Source organism: Neptuniibacter sp. QD34_54 (assembly GCF_047778055.1).
Taxonomy (GTDB): domain Bacteria; phylum Pseudomonadota; class Gammaproteobacteria; order Pseudomonadales; family Balneatricaceae; genus Neptuniibacter.
Window position 1 is genome coordinate 1546772 of the sequence record NZ_CP180546.1, and the last position, 21096, is coordinate 1567867.

Below are 21096 nucleotides of genomic sequence, written 5' to 3' on the forward strand. Positions count from 1 at the left end.
TTGGGGAGGGGTGATGGAGAGCTATAGGGAGAGTAAGCCCTGCCATCTATAGATGACAGGGCTGATTATTAGCGCAGGAAGTTTTTGCTGATATCGCGGAACGCATCAGTTCCTGACTTTTGCATCCACTCAAAGGCAACCATCTCACGGCTAACAACGTGTATGCCTGCGTGGCGCATACGATCGAGCGCGAGTGCTTTATCTTCAGGGCTGCGCGAAGACACACAGTCCGCCACTACATACACTTCTCGTGCTTGTTGTTTTAACTGAAGTGCTGTTTGTAGAACGCAAACGTGCGCTTCCATGCCGGCAATAATAACTTGGTTAGGGCGGATGGAATTGATCTTCTCGTTACAAGCAGGTTCCGACATACAAGAGAAAAACTCTTTTTCCATAATGCCTTCTGTTGGGATTAACTCAGCTAATTCCGAAATCGTATGGCCCAAGCCTTTAGGGTATTGCTCACTGGTTAAGATCGGTACGTTAAGTTTGTTTGCAATCGCTGTTAACCAGATTGTATTTTCAATCAGTTCTTCTTTTTTATGGATTGCGGTTACCAGTTTATCTTGAATATCGATGATCAGCAGACAAGATTTATTCGGGTGTATAAGCATGCGAAATAGCCTTATTTTTATGCTGGTTCTAGCTCATTGCAGCATTGTACGTGTTCGAGGTTAGTTGCTGGAATCAAAGTCTCCAGCTGATCTTCCTCATAATAATGAGGCCAGATCTCTTTCACAATGGCGCCATTAGTCGCGAGCGTATGACAGGTATCAAGCATCGGTGGCTTTTTGCTACCGTCCTGCCAGAAGTTCTCAAGTAGTTCTCGCTCTTGATGAGTAGATTGGAAAGCCGCAGTAGCCAGTGGGCCTAACAATTCAAGCAGGTGAGTACATCCTTTACGACCACTAAACAGTTCTTTGGTCTGTTTGGTAAACCCAGGCATGATTTGTAGCCCAATCAACTGGGTATAGGCATCTGAGATAGACTTGCAGCTTTCGAATGGAGTGTCATCCATACAAGCTACGGCATCTAATATGTTTAGGTCCATATCGACAGTAATTCGCACAGCCATACCGTGTAAGGGCGCGCCAGCAACCAAAGTGCCGTCATGACCGTAGTGATCCATGTCGAAGGTTTTTGTGTCAACAAGATGGGCTTCAATATCCCATAGGCCATCTTCTCTTTTGTAGCCTTCGCAAACGACTTTGCGGGTATGTTTAAGCGTACGATTAACGGGTGCTGGTAAAGGCATAATTACTGCTTTTTATGATAGTAAAGGGCGGTACTTTAAATGCGGCTATTCTAATGTGAAAAAGTTAGAAACACAGTAAATAATCCTAAATAAGCTTAGGAAATGGAGTTTTTTAGACGAAAGATAGGTTTGTTCTAGATAAAAATAATTCAGGGCAGTCGATGCTGCCCTGAATTACTAGAAAGGTAGATGATTATTCGTACATTGCTTGCATGGATTCCTGAGTCCATTCAAGGCTGGCCCGGTAAGCTTGATCGTACAGGGTGCCGTCTAGATCCATTGGTAAAAGATCCCAATCACCATTTTCATAGTTCACTACATTCCTTAAGACTTGGCCAATTTCACCTTGGCCAAGACTAACGGCATTTTTGATGTCATCGCCTAGTGGAACTTGCTCCAGCATAGTTTCACGTTCAATATCTAAAAGGGCATGTAGTCCTGACATCATGCCAGCCATAAAGTAGCTGCCATAGTTGCTCTTCTTCTGTGCTTGGGCTATCTCTTCGCACATGCGGCCACGAACCAATAAACTTCTAGAAAGCTCTTCTGGTTTCTCTTGATTAGATGACATCGCAATCAACGTCGCCCATTTTTTAACTTGCTCTAAACCAAGCAGTACAATCGCTTCAGCTACAGATTCTACCTGTCTAACTAGGCTGTAGCCTGCAGAGTTCACGATACGTAACAATTTATAGGTTAAGGCTGGGTCACGGATGATCAGCTCTTCAAGTTTTTCAGGTGTTGCTTTAGGGTTTTGCAACTCTTGGATTAGCTGCATCAATGCAACTTGGCTGCCTTGAATTTTTTTACCCTTGATCACCTTAGGCTTACTTAAAAAGTGGCCTTGGAAAAGTTTGAAGCCAAGATTTATGCAGGTTTCTAGTTGTTCATGTGTCTCAATTTTTTCAGCGAGAAGAGTCACTTTATGAGGACGTAATTGTTGAACCTGTTCTTTGATTTGCTCAGCACTCATTTCAAAAACATCGACTTTTACGATTTGTGCTAGTTCAAGCAGTGGGTCGAATTTTGAATCGTATATGAAATCATCCATAGCGATTCGGTAACCTTCGCTATGAAGGGCTCTGACAGCTTCGATAACCTCTTCGTCAGGTTCGATGTCTTCCAATATTTCCAAAACGATGTGTTTTTTAGAAACTTCCGGTAATTTTTGCTCGACAAGGATATCTCTAGTCAGATTGATAAAAGCCGGTACTCGTTTTAATTCCCCAGCATCAGAAATGCTAGTGTAGGCATTGAGTAGGACTTCACCCGTAGCTTCGCTAGTTGAAAATAGCGCATGTCCTTGGGCGTCTTCAGTTCTATATAGAAGCTCATACGCAACTACTTTCTGATTTCGATCAAAAATAGGTTGGCGAGCCATTAGCACTTGAGAGTTTTCAGACGATTCCATAAAGGTGCTTGGTCCTTGTGCAAAATAAGAAAAAGCGGAATGCCCTCAGTGTATCACCTACAGGACATTTGTTTCATAAGAAAATGCAGTTGTTCTATGTAAAAATGGGAATAGAAGCTGCTAGTAATAGTCGCAAGCCAGCATTCACGTTCTCCATGCAGTATAATAGTGTACTTTTACAAATTCGGGATGTACCAATGAGTATTAATTGGTTTCCAGGGCACATGCATAAAGCCCGGAAAGAGATCGCTAAAGTAATGGATGAGGTAGATGTAATTATTGAAGTGCTTGATGCGCGCCTGCCTCAATCCAGCGAAAACCCATTGGTTAACACTTTGCGTAAGGGCAAGCCAGCGTTAAAGCTCCTTAATAAGAGCGATTTGGCTGATGATAAAAAAACGCAGGAATGGATCGATTACTTTAATAGTCTTCCAGATACTCGCGCTATATCGCTTGATCATACACAAAAGAAACTGATTAATAGAATTGCTGAGATTTGTAAGCAGATGGCACCGTCTCGCTCAGAATCTGGACGTCCAGTGCGTGCCATGATTATGGGGATTCCTAATGTTGGTAAATCTACGCTAATTAATGCCTTGTTAGGCAAGAAAATTGCCAAAGTGGGGAACGAGCCAGCTGTTACTAAAAGCCAGACTCGCTTTACCACACGTAATGGTATGGCGTTGTCAGACACACCAGGCATTTTGTGGCCAAAAATTGAAGACGTAGATTCGGGTTATCGATTAGCAGCAAGTGGTGCAATCAAAGATACGGCCATTGAACATGAAGACGTGGCGATATTTGCCGCAGGGTTCATGCGAGATGATTATCCTGATCGATTAGTAGAGCGTTTTAAATTTAAAGAGATGCCGGAGCTTGCGGAAGGTGTTTTGGACGAAATTGGTCGTCGAAGAGGGTGTTTGCGCCCAGGTGGTGTTGTTGATCGAAATAAAGCGTCAACGTTGCTCTTAAATGAAATACGTTCGGGTAAACTGGGTAAATTAAGTTTTGAAACTGTTCTAGAGTGGGAAGAAAAACGCCGTATCGCTGAACAGGAAAGATTAGAGCAAGAACGATTAGAAGCAGAAGCACAGGCGGCTGCGGAAAAAGAAGGTAGTAAGTAATGGCACGTTTAAAGAAAAGCCGAAAAGCAAAAGGCTTTATTCCAAATGAAGGCCCAACACGAAATGAGCGTTTGGCTGATCCTGATAGTTACGATAGCAGACGACGCAAAGCTAAGCAGGAAAAGAAAAAGAATCAATCGGTATTTGAAAAACAGCGTCAAGCTGATGACAGCTCCACAAGTAAGAAGCAACCAGAGCGTAAAACTAGACTGGCTGATAAGATTCGTGAACTAAATAAATCCAAAGAAGAGAGTGCTGAATAGCGCTCTCTTTTTAGTTGTAAGTATTGTAAAGCGGGTTGTCTGTTTTATTAATCTAACGGATAATTATTCTCATTTTTATTTAGCTGTAAGTTGCTGGTCATGAAATCTCTGTTTAAATATTCTCTTTTAGCTGTCGCTATTTCAGGCGTTCCTGTTTTCGCGGCTAACGACCTGGATGTTGGTACTAAGAAAACAGTAGCGGCACATAATCAAAGCCAACAATCACAAAAACGCATCGATAATATTGAGCAGAGCACTCAAGTTGCAGTTGATGAATATCTCACCAATGAGCGTCTGTCGGATGTGACCGAGGCATACAATGCGCAAGTGGCTTTACTGATTGAGTCGCAGAAAAAAGAAGTTTTAGATTTGGAAGCGCAAATCGCCTCTATTGAAGAAACGGATAAGGCCGTTTTACCTATGTTGAACCAGATGGTTGAAACATTAGGTAAATTTGTGGCGCAAGATACACCTTTCTTACAGTCGGAACGTAACGAGCGTTTAGAGAAACTTGAGGCGCTCTTGCTTCGCGCTGATGTCAGCGTGGCAGAGAAGTACCGTCAGATTCTTGAGGCCTATGCTGTTGAAGTACAGTACGGTCGAACATTTGAATCGTATAAAGGTGCACTCGCTTCAAATAATGGCCAACAGGTTACGTTCCTGCGTCTAGGCCGAGCAGTACTGTACTACCAGTCGCTAAATGGTGCTGAAAGTGCGCTATGGCAGCCTTCTTCACAGTCTTGGCAGGTGCTTACTGATTCGCAGAATTTAGAGCTTACTAAAGCTATACAAATCGCTCGGCAGCAGCAGGTGCCAAGTTTGTTAAACCTACCACTGCCTAAGCTGGAGCGATAATAATGTTGAAACAATTCGGTTTAGCCGCAGTCCTTGGTCTTAGCTCGCTAACAGTATTCGCTGAAACTGCGCCGCTTAAAGGCTTACTTAACGACGTAAAACAGATTAATAGCACCGATACGGCGATCAACCGCCAACGTGAAGCAGAATTCAATGCTGATTTAAGTAAACAAAAAACGCTTCTAGCGAAAAGTAAGGCGCGTTTAGCTGCAGCCGAAGCTGAGCAGGAGCGATTAAAAGCTGAGTTTGATGCAAATGATGAACAGCTTGCTGAATTAGAAGCAGCACTACAGCAACGTTCAGGTCAGCTAGGTGAAGTATTCGGCGTTGCTAAAGAATCTGCATCCGAATTAGTACCAGTTTTGATGGATTCAATGACCAGTGCTGATAACCCTGGTCGTTTAGATCAACTTTCATTTGCTGATTCTAAACGTGTACCAAAACTTCAGGATCTACAAAGCCTTTGGTACCAGCTGCAGCTCGAAATGACTGCCACTGGTGAAATAAAGCAAGTTACGGTTCCTGTTGTAAATCGGGAAGGTGTTACTGCTGATACAGAGGTCTTACGTATAGGTACCTTTGCTGCAGCTACTAATGATGGCCAGTTCTTACATTGGGATCTTCAGCAGCAAAAACTGTCGGTTTTAACGACTCAGCCAAGTGCAGGTGCTCAACAAGATATCATCGATTATCAAAATGGTAATGGCGAGGATGTATTGATTGATCCAAGTCGTGGTCAGTTATTTGCGTTGTTGGATCGTATGCCGAAGCTTGTCGAGAGGCTTCATCAGGGGGGTGAGGTAGGCTACATCATCATGGGTTTGGGCTTAATTGGTTTGCTGGTGGCATTCTGGCAAATGATGCGTATGACCAAAACTGAGCTGCAGGTGAGAAAGCAATTAGCACAACCTACGCAACTAATGGATAACAATCCCCTTGGGCGAGTACTGCAGGCAGTTAGTCGTTCGAAACTAGGCTTAGATCAGCTAGAGATGAAAGTTGATGAGCTGATTCTTAAAGAAGTACCAAAAATCGAGCAGGGCCAAAGCATCGTTAAACTTTTAGCTGCCGTTGCTCCGCTTTTGGGTCTTTTAGGTACAGTGATCGGTATGATCGCGACCTTCCAGAGTATCACCCTGTTCGGTACCAGTGATCCCAAGTTGATGGCGGGTGGTATCTCTCAAGCATTGATGACAACCGTTTTAGGTTTGGTTGTAGCTATACCGTTGTTGTTCTGCCATAGCTATTTGACCAGCAGAAGCCGTCGCATCACTCAGTTGCTTCAAGAGAAAAGCTTGGGCTTGTTGGCGACTGATGAATCTATTGCAAAAGAAGAGAAGAGCACTCATGTGGCCTAGTCTTCATGATTGGATGTTTGCCTTAGGGCAATTTTTCCAAACCGGAGGGTGGGTGCTCTATCTGATTCTATGGGTAAGCTTTCTGATGTTCACCCTTATCCTTGAACGTATCAGCTATAGAGTATGGGCTTACCCCAAGCAGAGAGCCTCATTGTTAGATTATTTGCAAGGGCAAAGCTCGCCAGTTAAGAAATTGAGTGCTGTTTGTGATCTGGACTTAGCTTTGAAAAGCCAATTTCAGATGATCAAAAATCTAATAACTTTATGTCCGTTGATTGGCTTGTTAGGCACGGTGACTGGCATGATTCAAGTTTTTGACAGCCTTGCTCTATATGGCACAGGTAATCCGCGAATGATGGCCGCTGGTGTGGCTAGCGCAACATTCCCAACAATGACGGGGATGGCAGTCGCTGTAGCGGGATTACTTTTTTACAACCGTTTATCTAGATGGTCTGAAGCGGAAAGAAACCGCTTGCGCCGAGTGTTACATGAGGAGTCTGCAGCATGAGACAGCGAGTCAATTTAACTCAGCAGCAGGATGATGCCGAAATCAATATGACACCTATGTTGGATGTGGTGTTCATCATGCTGATCTTCTTTATTGTATCCACTTCGTTTGTGCGTGAGGCAGGCATCGATGTTAATCGCCCTACAGCGCAAACCAGTGAAAGTCAGAGTAAAACGGCAGTTTTAGTCGCGATCTCTGCTAACAATGAAATTTGGGTCGATCGTAAGCCTGTCGACGTGCGTATGGTGCGCCCTGCGATTGAGCGTCTGAAAAGCGAACAATCTGAAATCAACGTTGTTATTCAAGCGGATGAACAAGCGACTACAGGTCAACTGGTTAAGGTGATCGATCAGCTGCGTTTGGCTAATGTGAACTATACAGTGGCTACTCAAGCAGGTTCGCAATAATGCTGCGTGCTTTAGTCGTTGCCCCTGGAGGCCTGTTATTAGCTATATTGCTTTTTTATGCATTGGCTATGGTTTCGGGTATTGGCAAGCAGGTAGAACCTGAAAGTGTCTTAACGCCTGATCTGGACTTTTTAATGGTTCGCCAGGAGAGTGATGTCGAGGCGCGTAGCCGTGAATTACCGCCAGAGCCGGAAGAGATCGTTCCAGAAGCCCAGCCCGAAATGCCACAGGTGCAACAGCAGGTTGTGCCTATTACCAGCACGCCTGTGACGGCCGTTGATATTCCAAACATCGATGTTGGAATTAGCGTCGCACTATCACCATCGCTAAATAACCTGGCTGTGCCGACGCCTGAGCTTGTATTAGATACTAATCCTACAGCAGTGAGTCAGGTGCCGCCTAGTTACCCGAGAAGGGCATTGCGCCGTAAAGTTGAAGGTAGTGTAACGGTGGAGTTTTTGGTGACTGAAGCTGGCACAGTTAAACCAGACACTATTAAGGTTATTGAATCTAATCCAAAAGGTACCTTTGATAGCGCAGTTATTAAAGCGATTAAGCGTTGGCGATTTAAAATCAAAACCGTAGACGGACAAGCGGTCAAGTTTAAAGCGCGTCAGGTTTTGGAATTTAAACTCGATAAGTAAATAGAACTGAATAGAACAGTTTAGAAAAATGTTGCGATCATTAATTACAGTTTGTTTTTTGTTGTTTGCTCTCCAGGGGCATGCGGCGAAGCCTGCTCTATCTGCTTATGAGTATAAACAGCTAAATGCTGCCTTTAAATCAATGGAGGCGGGGCAGTGGAAACAAGCGAATCAGCAATTGTTGGCTGCTGAGCAAAAGGTTAAGTCTGATTATGCTAAAGCGCTTGTGCAGCATAATCTTGCTCAAGTTGCTCTCCAGCAGGAGCGCTATTCCTCTGCAATAAAGTATCTGAAAGCTACCCAAGCTTTAAAAGCCTTGCCTGATGCACAGCAGATTAATCTATTGCGCACTCTAGGGCAGCTTTATTGTATGCAGGAAGCTTGGAAAAGCTGTGTTTCTAATCTTCAACAATGGATGGCTAGTCCTGGGGTTTCGGTAAAAGCGAATGACCATCTGATGATGGCTCAAGCTTATAGTCAGCTGAAGCGTTGGAAATCCCTGTTACCACACATCACTAAAGCGATTCGTTACAAAGGGATAGCACCAGAAAGCTGGTATCAGCTGAAAATAGCGGCGCATATTGAGCTTAAGCAGTGGAAGCAGGCAGCTAAACAGCAGCAAGTTGTGATTCAACATTACTCCTCTAATCCCAAGCAATGGCGTCAGTTGGTTTCTCTGCAAATACAAGCAGGGGATCACAAATCTGCACTCGCTACTCAGCGATTGGGATATGAGCGGAAGTTGTTAGTCTCAGCCAATGATTATGAATTACTCGCGCAGTTAATGCTTCGTTCGGGTATTCCTTATCATGCCGCTAGAGTGATCGAGCAGGGTTTCCAGAAAGGTGTGATCAAGCAAAACGCTAAAAACTTAAGGTTGTTAAGTAGTGCTTGGATTCGCGCGCAAGAGAAGCCTAAGGCGATTAAAGTGCTTTCGAAGCTAAACAGTATCGCACCAAGTGAGAAAGTATCTTTACAGCTGGCGCAGATTCAGCTGCAAGAGAAACGGTGGGATCAAGCAGAGAAAACGCTTGCTAATCTGTTGAAGCGCAAACCTAAAAAAGTAGCTCAGATTAAGTTGATGCAGGGTATCGCTCAAATCAATCAAAAGCATTTTGAGCAAGCGAGAATATCTTTAGCAGCGGCAGAAGGCGATGCTAAATACGGGAAAATGGCAGCGAATTGGATTCGGTATCTAGACCAGATGGAAATGGATCTTCAGGCAAAAGGTTGAACCTATGACATCAGCACCGGTTAAGGCCCTTGAAGGGATCAAAAATTTTAATCCAGCACGTATCCTCTTGATCGAGGATGATCGCGAGGTAAGTAACTCTGTTTCGGAGCTGTTAAAAAAACAGGGCTACCATACGGTTCAAAGCTTCACCGGAAGGGAGGGTTTGGTTACCGCTATAAATCAGAACTTTCATCTGATTCTTCTAGATAAAATGCTACCTGAATTAGATGGTTTAGAAGTTCTACAGCGTTTACGCAAATATCGCGATACTCCCGTTGTTATGTTGTCTGCTTGCGGTGCCGAGCAAGATCGAATTGAAGGATTTAAGGGCGGTGCGGATGATTATCTGCCAAAACCATTCAATATGACTGAGCTGTTGCTTAGGGTTGAGGCGTTACTTCGACGAAGTAAACCTAACAAAATGGATAAATCCGATGGCGTTTTAGCAGACGGTGCTATTAAGCTAGACTCCAAGAAAAAATGTTTACAGTCAGATGACGGCGATATTGAACTGACGCCGATCGAACATGATCTTTTAAAAACATTTATCACCCATAAAGATGAAATACTGACAAAGCCTTATCTTTATCAGTTAATTCTGAGTAAGCCTTTTAGTCGTTACGACCGAAGTTTAGATATGCATGTTAGTAATCTTCGCTCGAAAATGGCTGGGATTGTCGATGAGCAGAAAATAAAAACGATCCGTGGCCAAGGGTACTGTTATCAATGAGCCGGAGATTATTCTGGCAGCTTAGTTTTAGCTTATTAGCCGTATCATTGATTATCTTTTCTAGTCTTCACCATCTCTCATATGAAGTGACTATTGGGATGACTGAAATATCTGAAGATAGTCAGGAGAGGTTAAAATCCTTAGCCAAGGAAGCTAGTGAGCGATTTGAAACTGAAGGCGCTAAATCTGTGCTCCAGCTCACAGAGCAAATCGAAAAGGATTTAAATACCTGGTCTGCATTAGTAACTGCAGATAACACCATTATCTCTAGTCAACCCATTCCTGAGGCTTTAAAAAGCAAAATAGGTTTTCAGCGTTATGTGTACTGGCCAGTCCATGAATTCATGGAAAATGTGCTCATTGGAATTCCTTTAGAACAGCAAACCGGCACCTTTGTAATTGAGCTGCCAAGAGGGATGTATCCAAAGGTAGATACTGATCTGGTACATAGCCTACTGACCATTGTAATTCCTTCTTTCATCATTCTGATTTTCTGCTGGATAGCCTATAGATACCTAATGCGCCCTTTAGAAGCTTTAAATCAGGGCACTTTAAAATTAGCTTCAGGCGACCTTTCTGCACGTGTGTTGCCAAATCTACCAGATAATCGTAAAGACGAATTAACCCAAGTCGCCGAATCTTTTGACAGTATGGCTGCAAGGGTAGAGCGTTTGGTTAATTCTCAGAGACAGCTTTTAGGTGATCTATCGCATGAGTTAAGAACTCCGCTGACGCGAATCGGACTAGCGATTGAGATATGCCGGGATGATCAAGAAAAATCTAAGGAGCTTTTACCTAGGCTTCAACGTGAAGTAGATCAAATGCATCAGTTGGTTGAAGATGCATTGACCCTAGCATGGCTAGATGGAGATCCAGAAGTGGAGCTAAGTGAAGCGTTTAATCTAGCTACCTTGCTGGATCTGATATGTGACGATGCACTTTTTGAATACTCTGGCCGAATACTAATCCGTAACTATGCTCAAACTCTGAACGTTTCAGAATCATCGCAACAAGCGCTATCTCAAGCATTGGAGAATGTGGTAAGAAATGCGATGAAATATAGTCCCGCTGATCAACCCGTTGAGCTGACTTGTTTTGAAAAGGGTAATGAGCTGAATATCTGTGTGTCTGATCGGGGGCCAGGCGTACCCGAAAATGATCTAGTTAAGATCTTCGATCCTTTCTTTCGTACTGATAAGGCCCGTAGCCGTGATGTTGGCGGGGCTGGATTAGGTTTAGCTTTATGCCAGCGGCAAATTCAAATGCTGGGTGGTTCTATCAAGGCGAGCCTGAACCCATACGGTGGGCTGGATATCAATATCAAGCTACCTCGTTAAATAAAACCCTCCAAATATTAGTGTTATTTTTGTAAGAAGTGTAAATCTTGTAACTGCTACTTTATATCTAATGAATAATGCACTCGATTCGCATTTAGATTAAGTGGTATGAATAATGAAAACGCATATTTGCGCTAAGAAATTGCCATTGGTTTTAGCCATTGGTATAGCAACTCAAACATGGGCAGATTCGTCAGCAGTTGAAGGTCAAAAAGTACAAGTTTGGGGTACTCAGATCAGTAATGCTTCGACGATGTTGAGTGATGATATCGAGATTAAACAAGTAGACCATCTGAGTGATCTGCTTCGAGATCAGGCTGGTGTAGATATTGGTGGTGCCCATTCCCTTAATCAGCGAATCAATATTCGTGGTATGGAAGACTATGATCTTGATATTACGATTGATGGAGCAAAGCAGAACAACAACGTTTACCACCATATGGGTAACTTGTTAATTAATGCGGATATTCTAAAAGCTGTTGATCTTCAGGTAGGTACTAACTCTGTTTTGACTGGTGGTCTTTCAGGTGGCGTCGCTTTTGAAACAAAAGATGCAAAAGATCTTTTGCGTGATGGTCAGCAAGTAGGCGCACGTATAAGTGCTGGCTATGCTAGCAATGATTACCATAATTATTCTGTTACTGCCTATGGCCAACTAAACGATCAGTTAGACGCCATTGTTTACTTCAATGACGTAAACCGTGACAACCCGGAAGATGGCGCAGGTGTTGAAAGCGTTGGTAATGATGGTGATATTAAGAATGGCCTAGTTAAGTTTGGCCTTGATATTAATGAGTCTAACCGAATCGAATTAAGTTATGACAAGTACACCGATGAAGGTGACTATGCGCCTCGTGCTGATATGGGCGCTGCGACTAATTCATCAATCACAGGTACGACTGTATACCCAACAGAATTTGAGCGTCAAACAATCACTCTAGGTTATGAACTCGATCTTGGTGACATGCTGAACCTACGTGCCACTGTCTACGAAAACGATATGAATTTATGGCGTGATGAGGACGATAACACTTTTGCAACCTATCGTTATCGTGAAGGTGAAGCGAATCATAGTGGTGTGAATGTTCTTGCTGAATCTATTATTTCAGGTGAAGAGACTACGCATAATGTCCGCTATGGTTTTGAGGTTTACCGTCAGAAAACCAAATTGCAAGATGATTCGGTAACTATAAACACTGAAAAAGCAAAGTCTTACGCAGCTTACATTGAAGATGAAATCGAATTTTCTAACGGTCTAGCGCTGACACCGGGTGTTCGTTATAACCGATATAAGCTAGATACCGCTGTATCTGATGAAACATTTACTGAAACAACATTTGGTTTGAATGCTGTTTATCCGCTAACTGACGCTTGGACTGTTCGAGCGAGTGCTACAGAGCTATTCCAAGGGCCTAACTTATCAGAAGTTTTCGTTCCTGCATCTACTGTAGAGAATAATGAGTTGAAGCCTGAGACAGGCTTAAACTCGGAAATTGGCATCACATTTGAAGATCGTCAACGTTTTGGTTTGGATCGATTGAATTTTGCTTTAACCGTCTTCCGTACCGATGTGGATGATTACATCGATGATGGTAGTAATGCTCTGCAAAATATTGGTGACTACCGTATCCAAGGTTTTGAAACTAGCTTAGGTCTGAGCAAAGGTAACTTTGATGCTCGCTTTACCTATGCTCACTCAGAATCAGCTAATGATGTCACGGACGAGCCATTAGGCCGTCAAGTGGGTGATAGCATCTCTTTGGGACTTGATTACCACATGCCAGCACAAGATCTAGCGGTTAACTGGACCTCGCTTGTAACGATCAAAGAAGAGCACTTTGATAAACCATCTTATGATGTACATAACATCTCCGCTCGTTGGACACCAAAGCAGGTTGATGGTCTTAATCTGACCTTCGGCGTAGAAAATATCTTTGATGAGCATTACACATCCCATGCTTCACGTATCGGTGACAGTTTTCACCCTCTATTTGGTGATCTTCACCTAAACGATTACGAGCCTGGCCGTAACTTTAAGTTAACTGCGGCTTATACGTTCTAATCTATCCCTTCCCCTTCAGGGATTTAAGGTGGCAGCGCTCTACGAAGTAGGGCGCTGCTTTTCTGTAAAGATTGTAACGATATTAAAGCCTTATAAAGAGAATCGTTTATCGTAATGGTTTTGATTCTCTTTTATCTTTCCAATGAACCAGATCCTTACACAACAGCCAAACACGAAGACTCAGCCCAAGTCTAAATCTCAGCCTAAAGGAAAATCTAATCGGTTAGTCCGCTGGCTTCATAGTTATACCTCTATGTTTATGCTCGTGATAATGCTGTTCTTCACGGTGACAGGCATTACGCTAAACCACCGAGATTGGTTTGAAAGTGCTGATGCTCCGAAACAGTTAACGGTAGATATGCCAGATTCTTTTTTAGTTGAGGGGATATGGGATACAGAGCCCCTTGATCAGGCTAATCAGCTGCGTAAATGGCTTAGTTCTGAGCATGGCATCTATGGCAACAAAGTAAGTTACGAATGGGAAGCAGAGGAGCGCTTCCTCGTTATCGATATTAAACGCCCAGGTGGTTACAGCATCGTCGAAGCCGATGTGGGGGCAGGCGAGGTGCTAGTAGAACAACAAAATTACGGTGTTGTTGCGACGTTAAATGATCTTCACATGGGGCGTTACAGTGGCGAGCTTTGGCGCGGATTTATCGATATTTCCGCACTGCTCATGCTGATTTTTACTTTAACTGGCTTTTGGTTAGTCATCCCGCAAAAGAAAAAGCGTAACAAGCTCTTTGCAATGAGCCTAATAGGTACCGGCTCAATGGCGCTTGCTTACGTTTGGCTTTTGATGGCTTAAGGAATTTTTATGAAAAGTACTATCTCTTCGGTGTTGCTGAGTATTGGGCTAATGAGTCATTCAGCCATTGCCGCAGATACACATCAAATTGAGTTAACCATCCCGCAAATAGCGACGTCTAAATATCAGCGTCCATTTGTTGCTGTATGGGTAGAACAAAAAGGTGAACGCAAAGCGGTAAGCACTATCAGTGTTTGGTTTGACGATAAAAAATGGCTTAAGGATATCCGTCGCTGGTGGCGTAAAGCGGGTCGCTATGGCCAAGCGGTGGATGGTGTGACCGGAGCTACCCGTGCTCCTGGTGGCTACACATTGAAATGGGATGGAACCGATAACCAAGGTAAAGCGCTTCCAGCAGGCGAATACACTCTGTATCTAGAAGCGGTTCGCGAGCATGGTGATCGTACGCTTCTTAAACAGAAGGTGTCTTTAGGTAAGGGACAAAAGGTTTATAAACTGGATGCCGGTGCAGAGCTAGGGCCAGTTAGTATCAGTATTGGAGAGAGTAAATAATGATGATTAAACAACTAGGCCGCACAATTAAAGGATGCCTTTTAGCGAGCGCTTTAGGCGTGTCAGCAGTAGCTCAAGCACATCCATTATGGATATTGCCAAGTGAATTTACTGTATCAACTGAAGAAGGTCAGGGTGAATGGATCACTGCTGATGTCAGTGCGTCTCACACTGTTTTCGGATTCGATAAGGGTGTGCCGCTAGATCACTTCCTCGTTTTTTCTCCTGATGGCGATCGCAACGCGCTGGGCAGTTATTTTAAAGGCCATCGTCGTAGTGTATTTGATCTGTATATCGATCAGCCTGGTACTTACAAAATCGAAGGTAAGCGCCAACCTTACTATTTCACTAGCTATAAATCAGGTAAGCGTGACACCCCTAAGCGCATGATGGCGGATAAGATCGAAGCGAAAGAGCGTCTACCTAAAAACGCTCGTGATGTTTCTACCTTATTGATCGATATGGTAACTGCAACGTACATCACTAATAACGCGCCTACAGACCTTGTGACTGAGGTCAAAGGCAAGGGATTAGAGATGAAGTTAGATACACATCCAAACGATATTGTTGTGGGTGAAGAAGTTGAATTCACCATGCTATTGGATGGTAAGCCAGTGGCGGGTGTTGATGTTGAAGTCACGCCAGCAGGTACTAAATACCGCAGCGAACGTGGTGCTATTCCAGTTACTACGGCTAAAGATGGCAAAATCATCTTCACGCCAGAGCAAGCAGGCCCATGGTTAGTTGGTGCTGATCTAAAAAGCCCAATCAAGAGTGATCTGGCTGACTACCAATATGCGATCCGTTTCGTAAGTTTTGAGGTTTTACCTGAGTAATGCTTAAAGCAACAAAATACGGATTAATAGGGATATTAATGAGCGCAAGTGCATCTGCACTTGCGCATTACCCGGTTATGACTTGCGAGCAAGAATCGGCTGAAATTCTATGTCATGTCGGTTTTAGTGATGGCACTAAAGCGGTGGGTAAACCGGTTAAGCTCTATGACTACGATGAGACCTTACTGGTGTCTAAAAAAGCCGATAAGTTCTCTCAAGTTCGCTTCAAACAACCTGAAGGTGAGTTCTATATTCAGTTCGATTCAGGGCATGAGTTTCCGGTAGAGGTTGATTATGGCGAGCTTTAAAACCTCAGCACTGGAAGAAGACGGAACGGTTGAGGTTGTCAGGCCCGATAACGGCCGTGTTGAGAGTTACTGGCTTATCGGCAGTATCGTGATCATCCTTTCTATCGCTAACTATGTTTTGCAGAACAATCAGGCCCCGAGTTTAGCCCCGCAAAAACATCTTGAGCTGGATGTTGAAGGCAAGGCGGTTTTGACAGCTTTAAGAAATGCTGCCGATGAGATTATGTTTCTATCCGATGATGGCAGTCTTCCTGCGGTTTCAGAACTGATCGAACAAGAACTACCGCCGTTTGCTGACAGTAACGGTACTTTCGCTGCCTACTCGTGGAACCTTCTCGATTCTGTTTGCTATTTCGGTCGCTCCTCCAAAGAAGGCTCCCGCGAGTTTGTCTTGAAAATACACAATGATCATTCCGAGATCTATTGGCGACAAACCGCTGTAAATACTCCAAATTGCGATCAGTTAACAAACTGGGAAACGGCTTCCACTCATGATTAAGCGTTTAATTACATTTTCTTTATTTTTGTTTTCCAGCGCGTTGATGGCAGAGCCATTGAAGGTTGGTATCACGCTACATCCATACTACGCCTACGTTGCTAATATCGTTAAGGATAGAGCGGAGATTGTTCCTTTGGTTGATGCCGGTTTTAACCCTCATAGTTATGAGCTTCAACCAGCCGATCTCAAACGTTTAATGACCATGGATGCCTTGGTGGTGAATGGCATCGGGCATGATGAATTTGCGTTTAGAGCACTTGAAGCGTTGGAAGCTCAAAACGGTAAGCAGCGTAAAAAGATTAAGGTGATTCTGGCTAATCAGGATGTACCTCTATTAGCTGCCGAAAATACCGTTGGCGCCTGGAACCCTCACACTTTTGTGTCGATCAGTGCGGCTATCCGTCAGGTCTATACCATTGCTAAAAACCTTGGTGAATTAGACCCAGATAATGCCAAGTTCTATAAGAAAAATGCGGTGCAATACGCGCGCAAGCTTAGAACGCTGAAGAACCAATATACCCAAGCGCTGAACGGCTTAGATTTGAGTGGTATTCGCATTGCGAGTACCCATAACGCTTACGGTTATTTTTTGCAGGAATTTGGAATCGGCATCGACACAGTGATCGAGCCTGCCCATGGGGTAGAGCCAAGTGCGAGTCAGCTTCAAGGAACGATCGACCGTATTCGTGATGCCCAAGTACAAGTGCTCTTTACCGAGCTAAACATGGATTATCGCTATGTGGAGACGGTAGAAAAAGCAACGGGGATTGGGCTGTACCATTTTTCACATCTGACATTCGGCGAGTACGACGCTGAACTTGTTTATCGTGAGATGGAGCACAACTTAAAAACTTTAGTTAAGGCGCTTAAAAGTGCATTGGCCGATGAAGGAGCCGCATAATGGGGCCTTCAATTAAGTTGGATAAAGTAAGCCTGAGCATTGCAGGCAGTCAGATCTTATCGCCACTGTCGGCTGAATTAAGTGCTGGAAAAATGCATCTGCTGGTTGGCCCTAACGGTGCAGGTAAAACCTCGTTGCTAAAATCCATGTTAGGTTTAACTCCCCATCAGGGTGAAATAAAACGCGCTTGGATGAATAAAGCGCAAAAGCCTGCCTATATCCCGCAACAGCCGCGATTTGACCAAGTTTTACCTGTGACAATTTCAGACTTTCTCAGTGCTGGTTTAAGTCGCAAGCCGGTGTTCTTTCGTCGCCGTAAAGAGACTCAAGATACTGTTTTGGAATTATTAGAAACTGTTGGCCTTCAAGGAAAAGCTGAACTGCAGCTTGGACAGTTATCCGGTGGTGAAAGACAGCGTTTAATGTTTGCTCAAGCACTAATCCGATCGTCAGATCTTTGGTTCCTAGATGAGCCTATGACAGGTTTAGATGCAGAAGGCCAAGCACTGATTACCGACTTGATGCTCAATCTTCGAGAGCAAGGTAAAACCTTGGTGGTTGTCCATCATGATATGGGATTTGTCAGAGAACATGCCGATAACGTGTTGCTTATTAACGGCGGTTTAGTTGATATGGGGCTTCCAAGTGAAGTCGATCTTGGCATAGTTGGGGCTTCACTTGATTCATCCTCAAAGAGAGAGATGGAGGCAGTAGCCTGATGGAAGCATTACGAAAATGGGCCTTTGAAATGCAGGCTCAAGGTACGCTGCCAAGCATCTTCGAATATGGATTTTTGATCAATGCGTTGGTTGCTGCGCTAATTATTGGTCCTCTTCTTGGGGGTATGGGCAGTTTAGTGGTAATCAAACGTCTGGCTTTTTTCTCTGAAGCAGTAGGGCACGCAGCTTTAACAGGTATCGCGATTGGTATCTTGCTGGGTGAGCCTGCTGCGCATCCTTATGCGTCGCTGTTTAGTTTTTGTCTGATCTTTGCTTTGTTATTACATTGGATTAAAAGCCGTACCCAAGTGCCTTATGATGCGCTTGTTGGTGTGTTCCTAGCGGTGGCTATCGCAATGGGTGCAGCCTTGCTGCTTTATGTAGCGCGTAAGGTGAACGTGCATATTCTAGAGAATGTGCTGTTCGGCTCGATACTGACCGTGCAGGATCAGGATCTCTTTATTCTCGCGGTGATAGGTGCAATCTGTCTATTACTAACGGTTTGTTTCGGTAATCAGGCTTTGCTTGCTTCGTTGAACCCAGAGCTGGCGCAAGTGAACGGTATCAACACGCGTTTGTTCGATTACGCATTTGTTGTGCTAATCGCTCTAATTACCGTTGCGGCTGTCAAAATTGCCGGAGCTATTCTTGTAGGGGCAATGTTGTTAATCCCAGCGACAACCGCTCGTTTAATTACCCGAAATATCAGACAGTTCTTCTGGACCAATATCTTGCTTTCAACCATCTGTTGTTTGGCCGGAATCATATTACCTATGGCCTTAGAGCTACCCGTACCATCTGGGGCAGCCATTGTGTTATTGGCTAGTTTGGGATTTGTGTTGGCTGTTATTACTAATCGTATTCGTAGTTTTGCTTAGAGTTCCTGTCATGAAAATTAAGCTGATTTTGACTACTTTAATGCTGGCGTTGTCGGGCTATTCTATCGCTGCAAATAAAGTAGAATCCCAACGTGTTGTGTCAGCAATGCCTATCATCCAAGGCATTAACCAAGCCCTTCTTAAGGGTACGGATGTTGAGGCGATTTATCTGCCACCAAAACGTTTACCAGTGTCCCGAATTAATAACTGGCTAAAACATAAAAGTGGCGCGGCTATCTCAAAACAAGGTCCTGTAACTGCTGTAGTATCGATTGAGTCAATTTGGCCGGAATATGCTTTGTTTAAGCATCTAAGAGCGACAAATGTTCGGGTGATCAATGTAGACGCTGCACAAGAAATTCTGCCGGGTGGGGCTCAGGTTAGCTTAAGTGCTCAAGATATCGAGCAGAGTACGTATTTTTGGTTAGCGCCTGATAATCTGCGTGTAATGAGTCAGATCGTTTCCCGTGAATTTCAGCGGATCTGGCCGGAGCATGCACCGACTATCCGTTCAAACCAAATGGCGCTGCAAAAACAGATCAGTGATTATGCTCTTAAGTTAGATGAGACCTTGCTGGAGCATGATGTTGTCGCTGTTTGTCTCGACAACACAAAACTTCAACCGCTAGCGCAAGCCACTTACTTGCCAGTGGAAGAGGAGTGTAGCGAGGCATTGCAGATCAAATCTAAGAGTAAAAAACTCGAGCCACAATCGGGTTTATGGCTGGTGGATACAGCGATCAAACCACTGAAAACGGATCTTGCACAGTGGCTATCAAATAATCTTAATCAGCTTGATCAAGCGCTTCAGCATTAATAATTGTATTGTTCTAAATTTGAACAATTGAAATTGCTCTTCTACGTTTACTGAATATAGCGATAGCACTAAATGCTGCTAAGGACGGCGGAATATTCAGTAGAGGAGCATAACGATGTCTCATTCACCCGTTCATAGGGCAGCAGATGCCCCAGTCAAAATTCACTTAGAAGCGGGGCAGACTTATGCGTGGTGTGCTTGTGGTCGCTCGGGTGATCAACCGTTTTGTGATGGCTCTCATCAAGGCACAGGAATAGATCCCGTCGTCTTTGAAGCCGAAGAGGATGGTGAGGTTTGGCTTTGTATGTGCAAGCAAACAAAAACACAGCCACTCTGCGACGGTAGCCATAAAAACAAACCTGAAAAATAATAGCTTGTGGTAAGATAGCGCGCTTTCAAACCAGTGGAGAAAGCGTGTGACACAGTACGATGTAGTAATTATCGGAGCCGGAGCTTCAGGCCTGATGTGTGCCGCTACTGCTGGTTATCGAGGACGTTCTGTTCTTGTTATCGAACACACTAAAAAAGTTGGCCGAAAAATCCTAATGTCCGGCGGTGGACGTTGTAACTTCACCAATATTCATAACGGTCCCGCTAACTTCCTTTCGCAGAATCCTCATTTTTGTAAATCTGCTCTCAGTCGTTATAAAGCGCAGGACTTTATCGATCTGGTTGATCGTCATGGTGTGGAATATCACGAAAAAACACTCGGCCAATTGTTCTGTAATGAATCCAGTAAAGAGATTCTTCGGGTTTTAATGACCGAATCAGAATGGGCGGGTAATGAGATCCGTACCGAGCTGAGCGTCAATGGTATCGAGCCGCAGGAAGAGGGTTACTTACTGCAAACATCATCTGGTCCGATCAAAGCTGAATCTGTCGTTATTGCGACTGGAGGTTTATCGATTCCCAATGGCGGAGCTACCAGCTTTGCTTACGATATCGCTGAGCAGTACGATCTAAAAGTACTACCTAAAACAGCAGCGTTAGTGCCTTTTACCCTACAGCCAAAAGAGAAAGAGGTACTTAAAGAACTCTCGGGTGTATCTCACAAGGTAAAAGCGACTATCGGTAAAACCAGCTTTATCGAAAGTATGCTCTTTACCCACCGTGGCTTAAGTGGTCCTGCTATTTTGCAGATCTCCTCCTACTGGCAACCGGGCGGCGAAGTTGAGATAGACCTGTTCCCAGAGTTTGATCTGCTTACATGGTTAAAAGAGCAACGCGAAGCGCGTCCAAAAGCGGAAATCACCACCATCATGGCGCAGCAGATGAGTAAGCGTATGGCACAGATTCTCTGCCAGCTATTCGGCTTTAGCGGCATTATGGGTAACCAATCCAATAAAGATCTGGATGCGATCAACAGCGCTTTCCGTGAGTGGAAGATCAAACCTTCAGGTACTGAAGGTTATCGTACAGCGGAAGTGACACTAGGTGGTATCGATACCAATGAAATTAACCAGAAAACCATGGAAGCTAAAAAAGCACCGGGCCTATTCTTTATTGGTGAGTGTCTCGATGTAACCGGTCATCTGGGCGGTCATAACTTCCAGTGGGCGTGGGCATCTGGATTTGCAGCAGGGCAGGTTGTTTAAATCTATCTGAGATATGCAAGCGATTATAATGTCG

25 protein-coding genes are annotated in these 21096 nt (G+C 44.1%); 22 read left to right on the top strand and 3 right to left on the bottom strand.

The window, feature by feature from the left end; genetic code table 11:
- Positions 1 to 68: 68 nt before the first annotated feature.
- From ACMXYP_RS07120 to ACMXYP_RS07130, 3 genes are all read right to left on the bottom strand, one after another.
- Entirely contained in the window at positions 69 to 614 is a 546-nt protein-coding gene (locus ACMXYP_RS07120) for a hydrolase (protein ID WP_415884317.1), read from the bottom strand.
- Between the two features lie 17 nt (positions 615 to 631).
- Positions 632 to 1255, bottom strand: coding sequence for a DUF2889 domain-containing protein (locus ACMXYP_RS07125; protein WP_415884318.1), 624 nt, complete (start codon positions 1253 to 1255; stop codon positions 632 to 634).
- Between the two features lie 193 nt (positions 1256 to 1448).
- On the bottom strand, positions 1449 to 2666 hold the full coding sequence (locus ACMXYP_RS07130; RefSeq protein ID WP_415884319.1) for an EAL and HDOD domain-containing protein: 1218 nt from the start codon (positions 2664 to 2666) through the stop codon (positions 1449 to 1451).
- 197 nt (positions 2667 to 2863) lie between these two features.
- On the opposite strand from ACMXYP_RS07130, the gene ylqF reads away from it, so the two are divergent.
- From ylqF to ACMXYP_RS07240, 22 genes are all read left to right on the top strand, one after another.
- Entirely contained in the window at positions 2864 to 3790 is a 927-nt protein-coding gene (gene ylqF, locus ACMXYP_RS07135) for a ribosome biogenesis GTPase YlqF (protein ID WP_415884320.1), read from the top strand.
- Complete coding sequence (locus tag ACMXYP_RS07140; protein WP_415884321.1) at positions 3790 to 4053, top strand: hypothetical protein; 264 nt, start codon at positions 3790 to 3792, stop codon at positions 4051 to 4053. Before ylqF ends, ACMXYP_RS07140 begins: the two co-directional genes overlap by 1 nt.
- Positions 4054 to 4152: 99 nt before the next feature.
- Positions 4153 to 4908, top strand: coding sequence for a DUF3450 domain-containing protein (locus ACMXYP_RS07145; protein WP_415884322.1), 756 nt, complete (start codon positions 4153 to 4155; stop codon positions 4906 to 4908).
- Positions 4909 to 4910: 2 nt separating this feature from the next.
- Positions 4911 to 6266 (top strand): MotA/TolQ/ExbB proton channel family protein, encoded by a 1356-nt coding sequence (locus ACMXYP_RS07150; RefSeq protein ID WP_415884323.1) that lies wholly within the window; start codon positions 4911 to 4913, stop codon positions 6264 to 6266.
- Positions 6256 to 6774 (top strand): MotA/TolQ/ExbB proton channel family protein, encoded by a 519-nt coding sequence (locus ACMXYP_RS07155; RefSeq protein ID WP_415884324.1) that lies wholly within the window; start codon positions 6256 to 6258, stop codon positions 6772 to 6774. Before ACMXYP_RS07150 ends, ACMXYP_RS07155 begins: the two co-directional genes overlap by 11 nt.
- The gene (locus ACMXYP_RS07160; protein ID WP_415884325.1) at positions 6771 to 7181 is read left to right on the top strand and encodes an ExbD/TolR family protein; all 411 of its coding nucleotides are present in this window, start codon (positions 6771 to 6773) and stop codon (positions 7179 to 7181) included. Before ACMXYP_RS07155 ends, ACMXYP_RS07160 begins: the two co-directional genes overlap by 4 nt.
- On the top strand, positions 7181 to 7825 hold the full coding sequence (locus ACMXYP_RS07165) for an energy transducer TonB (protein ID WP_415884326.1): 645 nt from the start codon (positions 7181 to 7183) through the stop codon (positions 7823 to 7825). Before ACMXYP_RS07160 ends, ACMXYP_RS07165 begins: the two co-directional genes overlap by 1 nt.
- A gap of 58 nt (positions 7826 to 7883) precedes the next feature.
- Positions 7884 to 9059: a tetratricopeptide repeat protein gene (locus ACMXYP_RS07170; RefSeq protein ID WP_415884327.1), complete on the top strand. Its 1176-nt coding sequence runs from the start codon at positions 7884 to 7886 to the stop codon at positions 9057 to 9059.
- A gap of 4 nt (positions 9060 to 9063) precedes the next feature.
- The gene (locus tag ACMXYP_RS07175; protein ID WP_415884328.1) at positions 9064 to 9789 is read left to right on the top strand and encodes a response regulator transcription factor; all 726 of its coding nucleotides are present in this window, start codon (positions 9064 to 9066) and stop codon (positions 9787 to 9789) included.
- Positions 9790 to 9887: 98 nt separating this feature from the next.
- On the top strand, positions 9888 to 11126 hold the full coding sequence (locus ACMXYP_RS07180) for an ATP-binding protein (RefSeq protein ID WP_415884329.1): 1239 nt from the start codon (positions 9888 to 9890) through the stop codon (positions 11124 to 11126).
- A 115-nt stretch (positions 11127 to 11241) separates the two neighbouring features.
- Positions 11242 to 13188: a TonB-dependent receptor domain-containing protein gene (locus ACMXYP_RS07185; RefSeq protein ID WP_415884330.1), complete on the top strand. Its 1947-nt coding sequence runs from the start codon at positions 11242 to 11244 to the stop codon at positions 13186 to 13188.
- A gap of 271 nt (positions 13189 to 13459) precedes the next feature.
- Entirely contained in the window at positions 13460 to 13996 is a 537-nt protein-coding gene (locus ACMXYP_RS07190; protein WP_415884331.1) for a PepSY-associated TM helix domain-containing protein, read from the top strand.
- A gap of 9 nt (positions 13997 to 14005) precedes the next feature.
- A complete protein-coding gene (locus tag ACMXYP_RS07195) occupies positions 14006 to 14509 on the top strand; it encodes a DUF2271 domain-containing protein (RefSeq protein WP_415884332.1) in 504 nt (167 codons plus the stop codon).
- The gene (locus ACMXYP_RS07200) at positions 14509 to 15345 is read left to right on the top strand and encodes a DUF4198 domain-containing protein (protein WP_415884333.1); all 837 of its coding nucleotides are present in this window, start codon (positions 14509 to 14511) and stop codon (positions 15343 to 15345) included. The genes ACMXYP_RS07195 and ACMXYP_RS07200 overlap by 1 nt, the downstream gene beginning before the upstream one ends.
- A 38-nt stretch (positions 15346 to 15383) precedes the next feature.
- A complete protein-coding gene (locus ACMXYP_RS07205) occupies positions 15384 to 15653 on the top strand; it encodes a hypothetical protein (protein WP_415884334.1) in 270 nt (89 codons plus the stop codon).
- Positions 15640 to 16152 (top strand): DUF6162 family protein, encoded by a 513-nt coding sequence (locus tag ACMXYP_RS07210; protein ID WP_415884335.1) that lies wholly within the window; start codon positions 15640 to 15642, stop codon positions 16150 to 16152. The genes ACMXYP_RS07205 and ACMXYP_RS07210 overlap by 14 nt, the downstream gene beginning before the upstream one ends.
- Positions 16145 to 17053, top strand: a complete 909-nt coding sequence (locus ACMXYP_RS07215; RefSeq protein WP_415884336.1) for a metal ABC transporter solute-binding protein, Zn/Mn family — start codon at positions 16145 to 16147, stop codon at positions 17051 to 17053. Before ACMXYP_RS07210 ends, ACMXYP_RS07215 begins: the two co-directional genes overlap by 8 nt.
- Complete coding sequence (locus tag ACMXYP_RS07220; protein ID WP_415884337.1) at positions 17053 to 17772, top strand: metal ABC transporter ATP-binding protein; 720 nt, start codon at positions 17053 to 17055, stop codon at positions 17770 to 17772. The genes ACMXYP_RS07215 and ACMXYP_RS07220 overlap by 1 nt, the downstream gene beginning before the upstream one ends.
- Entirely contained in the window at positions 17772 to 18650 is an 879-nt protein-coding gene (locus ACMXYP_RS07225; RefSeq protein WP_415884338.1) for a metal ABC transporter permease, read from the top strand. Before ACMXYP_RS07220 ends, ACMXYP_RS07225 begins: the two co-directional genes overlap by 1 nt.
- 10 nt (positions 18651 to 18660) lie before the next feature.
- Complete coding sequence (locus ACMXYP_RS07230; protein WP_415884339.1) at positions 18661 to 19467, top strand: hypothetical protein; 807 nt, start codon at positions 18661 to 18663, stop codon at positions 19465 to 19467.
- Positions 19468 to 19582: 115 nt separating this feature from the next.
- Positions 19583 to 19837: a CDGSH iron-sulfur domain-containing protein gene (locus ACMXYP_RS07235; RefSeq protein WP_415884340.1), complete on the top strand. Its 255-nt coding sequence runs from the start codon at positions 19583 to 19585 to the stop codon at positions 19835 to 19837.
- 94 nt (positions 19838 to 19931) lie between these two features.
- Positions 19932 to 21062: an NAD(P)/FAD-dependent oxidoreductase gene (locus ACMXYP_RS07240; protein ID WP_415884654.1), complete on the top strand. Its 1131-nt coding sequence runs from the start codon at positions 19932 to 19934 to the stop codon at positions 21060 to 21062.
- Positions 21063 to 21096: the final 34 nt, after the last annotated feature.

Bases quoted from the DNA above. Each gene is read 5' to 3' on its own strand.
- ACMXYP_RS07120 (WP_415884317.1), bottom strand. From the start codon at position 614: ATGCTTATACACCCGAATAAATCTTGTCTGCTGATCATCGATATTCAA.
- ACMXYP_RS07125 (WP_415884318.1), bottom strand. From the start codon at position 1,255: ATGCCTTTACCAGCACCCGTTAATCGTACGCTTAAACATACCCGCAAA.
- ACMXYP_RS07130 (WP_415884319.1), bottom strand. From the start codon at position 2,666: ATGGAATCGTCTGAAAACTCTCAAGTGCTAATGGCTCGCCAACCTATT.
- ylqF (WP_415884320.1), top strand. From the start codon at position 2,864: ATGAGTATTAATTGGTTTCCAGGGCACATGCATAAAGCCCGGAAAGAG.
- ACMXYP_RS07140 (WP_415884321.1), top strand. From the start codon at position 3,790: ATGGCACGTTTAAAGAAAAGCCGAAAAGCAAAAGGCTTTATTCCAAAT.
- ACMXYP_RS07145 (WP_415884322.1), top strand. From the start codon at position 4,153: ATGAAATCTCTGTTTAAATATTCTCTTTTAGCTGTCGCTATTTCAGGC.
- ACMXYP_RS07150 (WP_415884323.1), top strand. From the start codon at position 4,911: ATGTTGAAACAATTCGGTTTAGCCGCAGTCCTTGGTCTTAGCTCGCTA.
- ACMXYP_RS07155 (WP_415884324.1), top strand. From the start codon at position 6,256: ATGTGGCCTAGTCTTCATGATTGGATGTTTGCCTTAGGGCAATTTTTC.
- ACMXYP_RS07160 (WP_415884325.1), top strand. From the start codon at position 6,771: ATGAGACAGCGAGTCAATTTAACTCAGCAGCAGGATGATGCCGAAATC.
- ACMXYP_RS07165 (WP_415884326.1), top strand. From the start codon at position 7,181: ATGCTGCGTGCTTTAGTCGTTGCCCCTGGAGGCCTGTTATTAGCTATA.
- ACMXYP_RS07175 (WP_415884328.1), top strand. From the start codon at position 9,064: ATGACATCAGCACCGGTTAAGGCCCTTGAAGGGATCAAAAATTTTAAT.
- ACMXYP_RS07180 (WP_415884329.1), top strand. From the start codon at position 9,888: ATGACTGAAATATCTGAAGATAGTCAGGAGAGGTTAAAATCCTTAGCC.
- ACMXYP_RS07185 (WP_415884330.1), top strand. From the start codon at position 11,242: ATGAAAACGCATATTTGCGCTAAGAAATTGCCATTGGTTTTAGCCATT.
- ACMXYP_RS07190 (WP_415884331.1), top strand. From the start codon at position 13,460: ATGCTGTTCTTCACGGTGACAGGCATTACGCTAAACCACCGAGATTGG.
- ACMXYP_RS07195 (WP_415884332.1), top strand. From the start codon at position 14,006: ATGAAAAGTACTATCTCTTCGGTGTTGCTGAGTATTGGGCTAATGAGT.
- ACMXYP_RS07200 (WP_415884333.1), top strand. From the start codon at position 14,509: ATGATGATTAAACAACTAGGCCGCACAATTAAAGGATGCCTTTTAGCG.
- ACMXYP_RS07205 (WP_415884334.1), top strand. From the start codon at position 15,384: ATGAGCGCAAGTGCATCTGCACTTGCGCATTACCCGGTTATGACTTGC.
- ACMXYP_RS07210 (WP_415884335.1), top strand. From the start codon at position 15,640: ATGGCGAGCTTTAAAACCTCAGCACTGGAAGAAGACGGAACGGTTGAG.
- ACMXYP_RS07215 (WP_415884336.1), top strand. From the start codon at position 16,145: ATGATTAAGCGTTTAATTACATTTTCTTTATTTTTGTTTTCCAGCGCG.
- ACMXYP_RS07220 (WP_415884337.1), top strand. From the start codon at position 17,053: ATGGGGCCTTCAATTAAGTTGGATAAAGTAAGCCTGAGCATTGCAGGC.
- ACMXYP_RS07225 (WP_415884338.1), top strand. From the start codon at position 17,772: ATGGAAGCATTACGAAAATGGGCCTTTGAAATGCAGGCTCAAGGTACG.
- ACMXYP_RS07230 (WP_415884339.1), top strand. From the start codon at position 18,661: ATGAAAATTAAGCTGATTTTGACTACTTTAATGCTGGCGTTGTCGGGC.
- ACMXYP_RS07235 (WP_415884340.1), top strand. From the start codon at position 19,583: ATGTCTCATTCACCCGTTCATAGGGCAGCAGATGCCCCAGTCAAAATT.
- ACMXYP_RS07240 (WP_415884654.1), top strand. From the start codon at position 19,932: ATGTGTGCCGCTACTGCTGGTTATCGAGGACGTTCTGTTCTTGTTATC.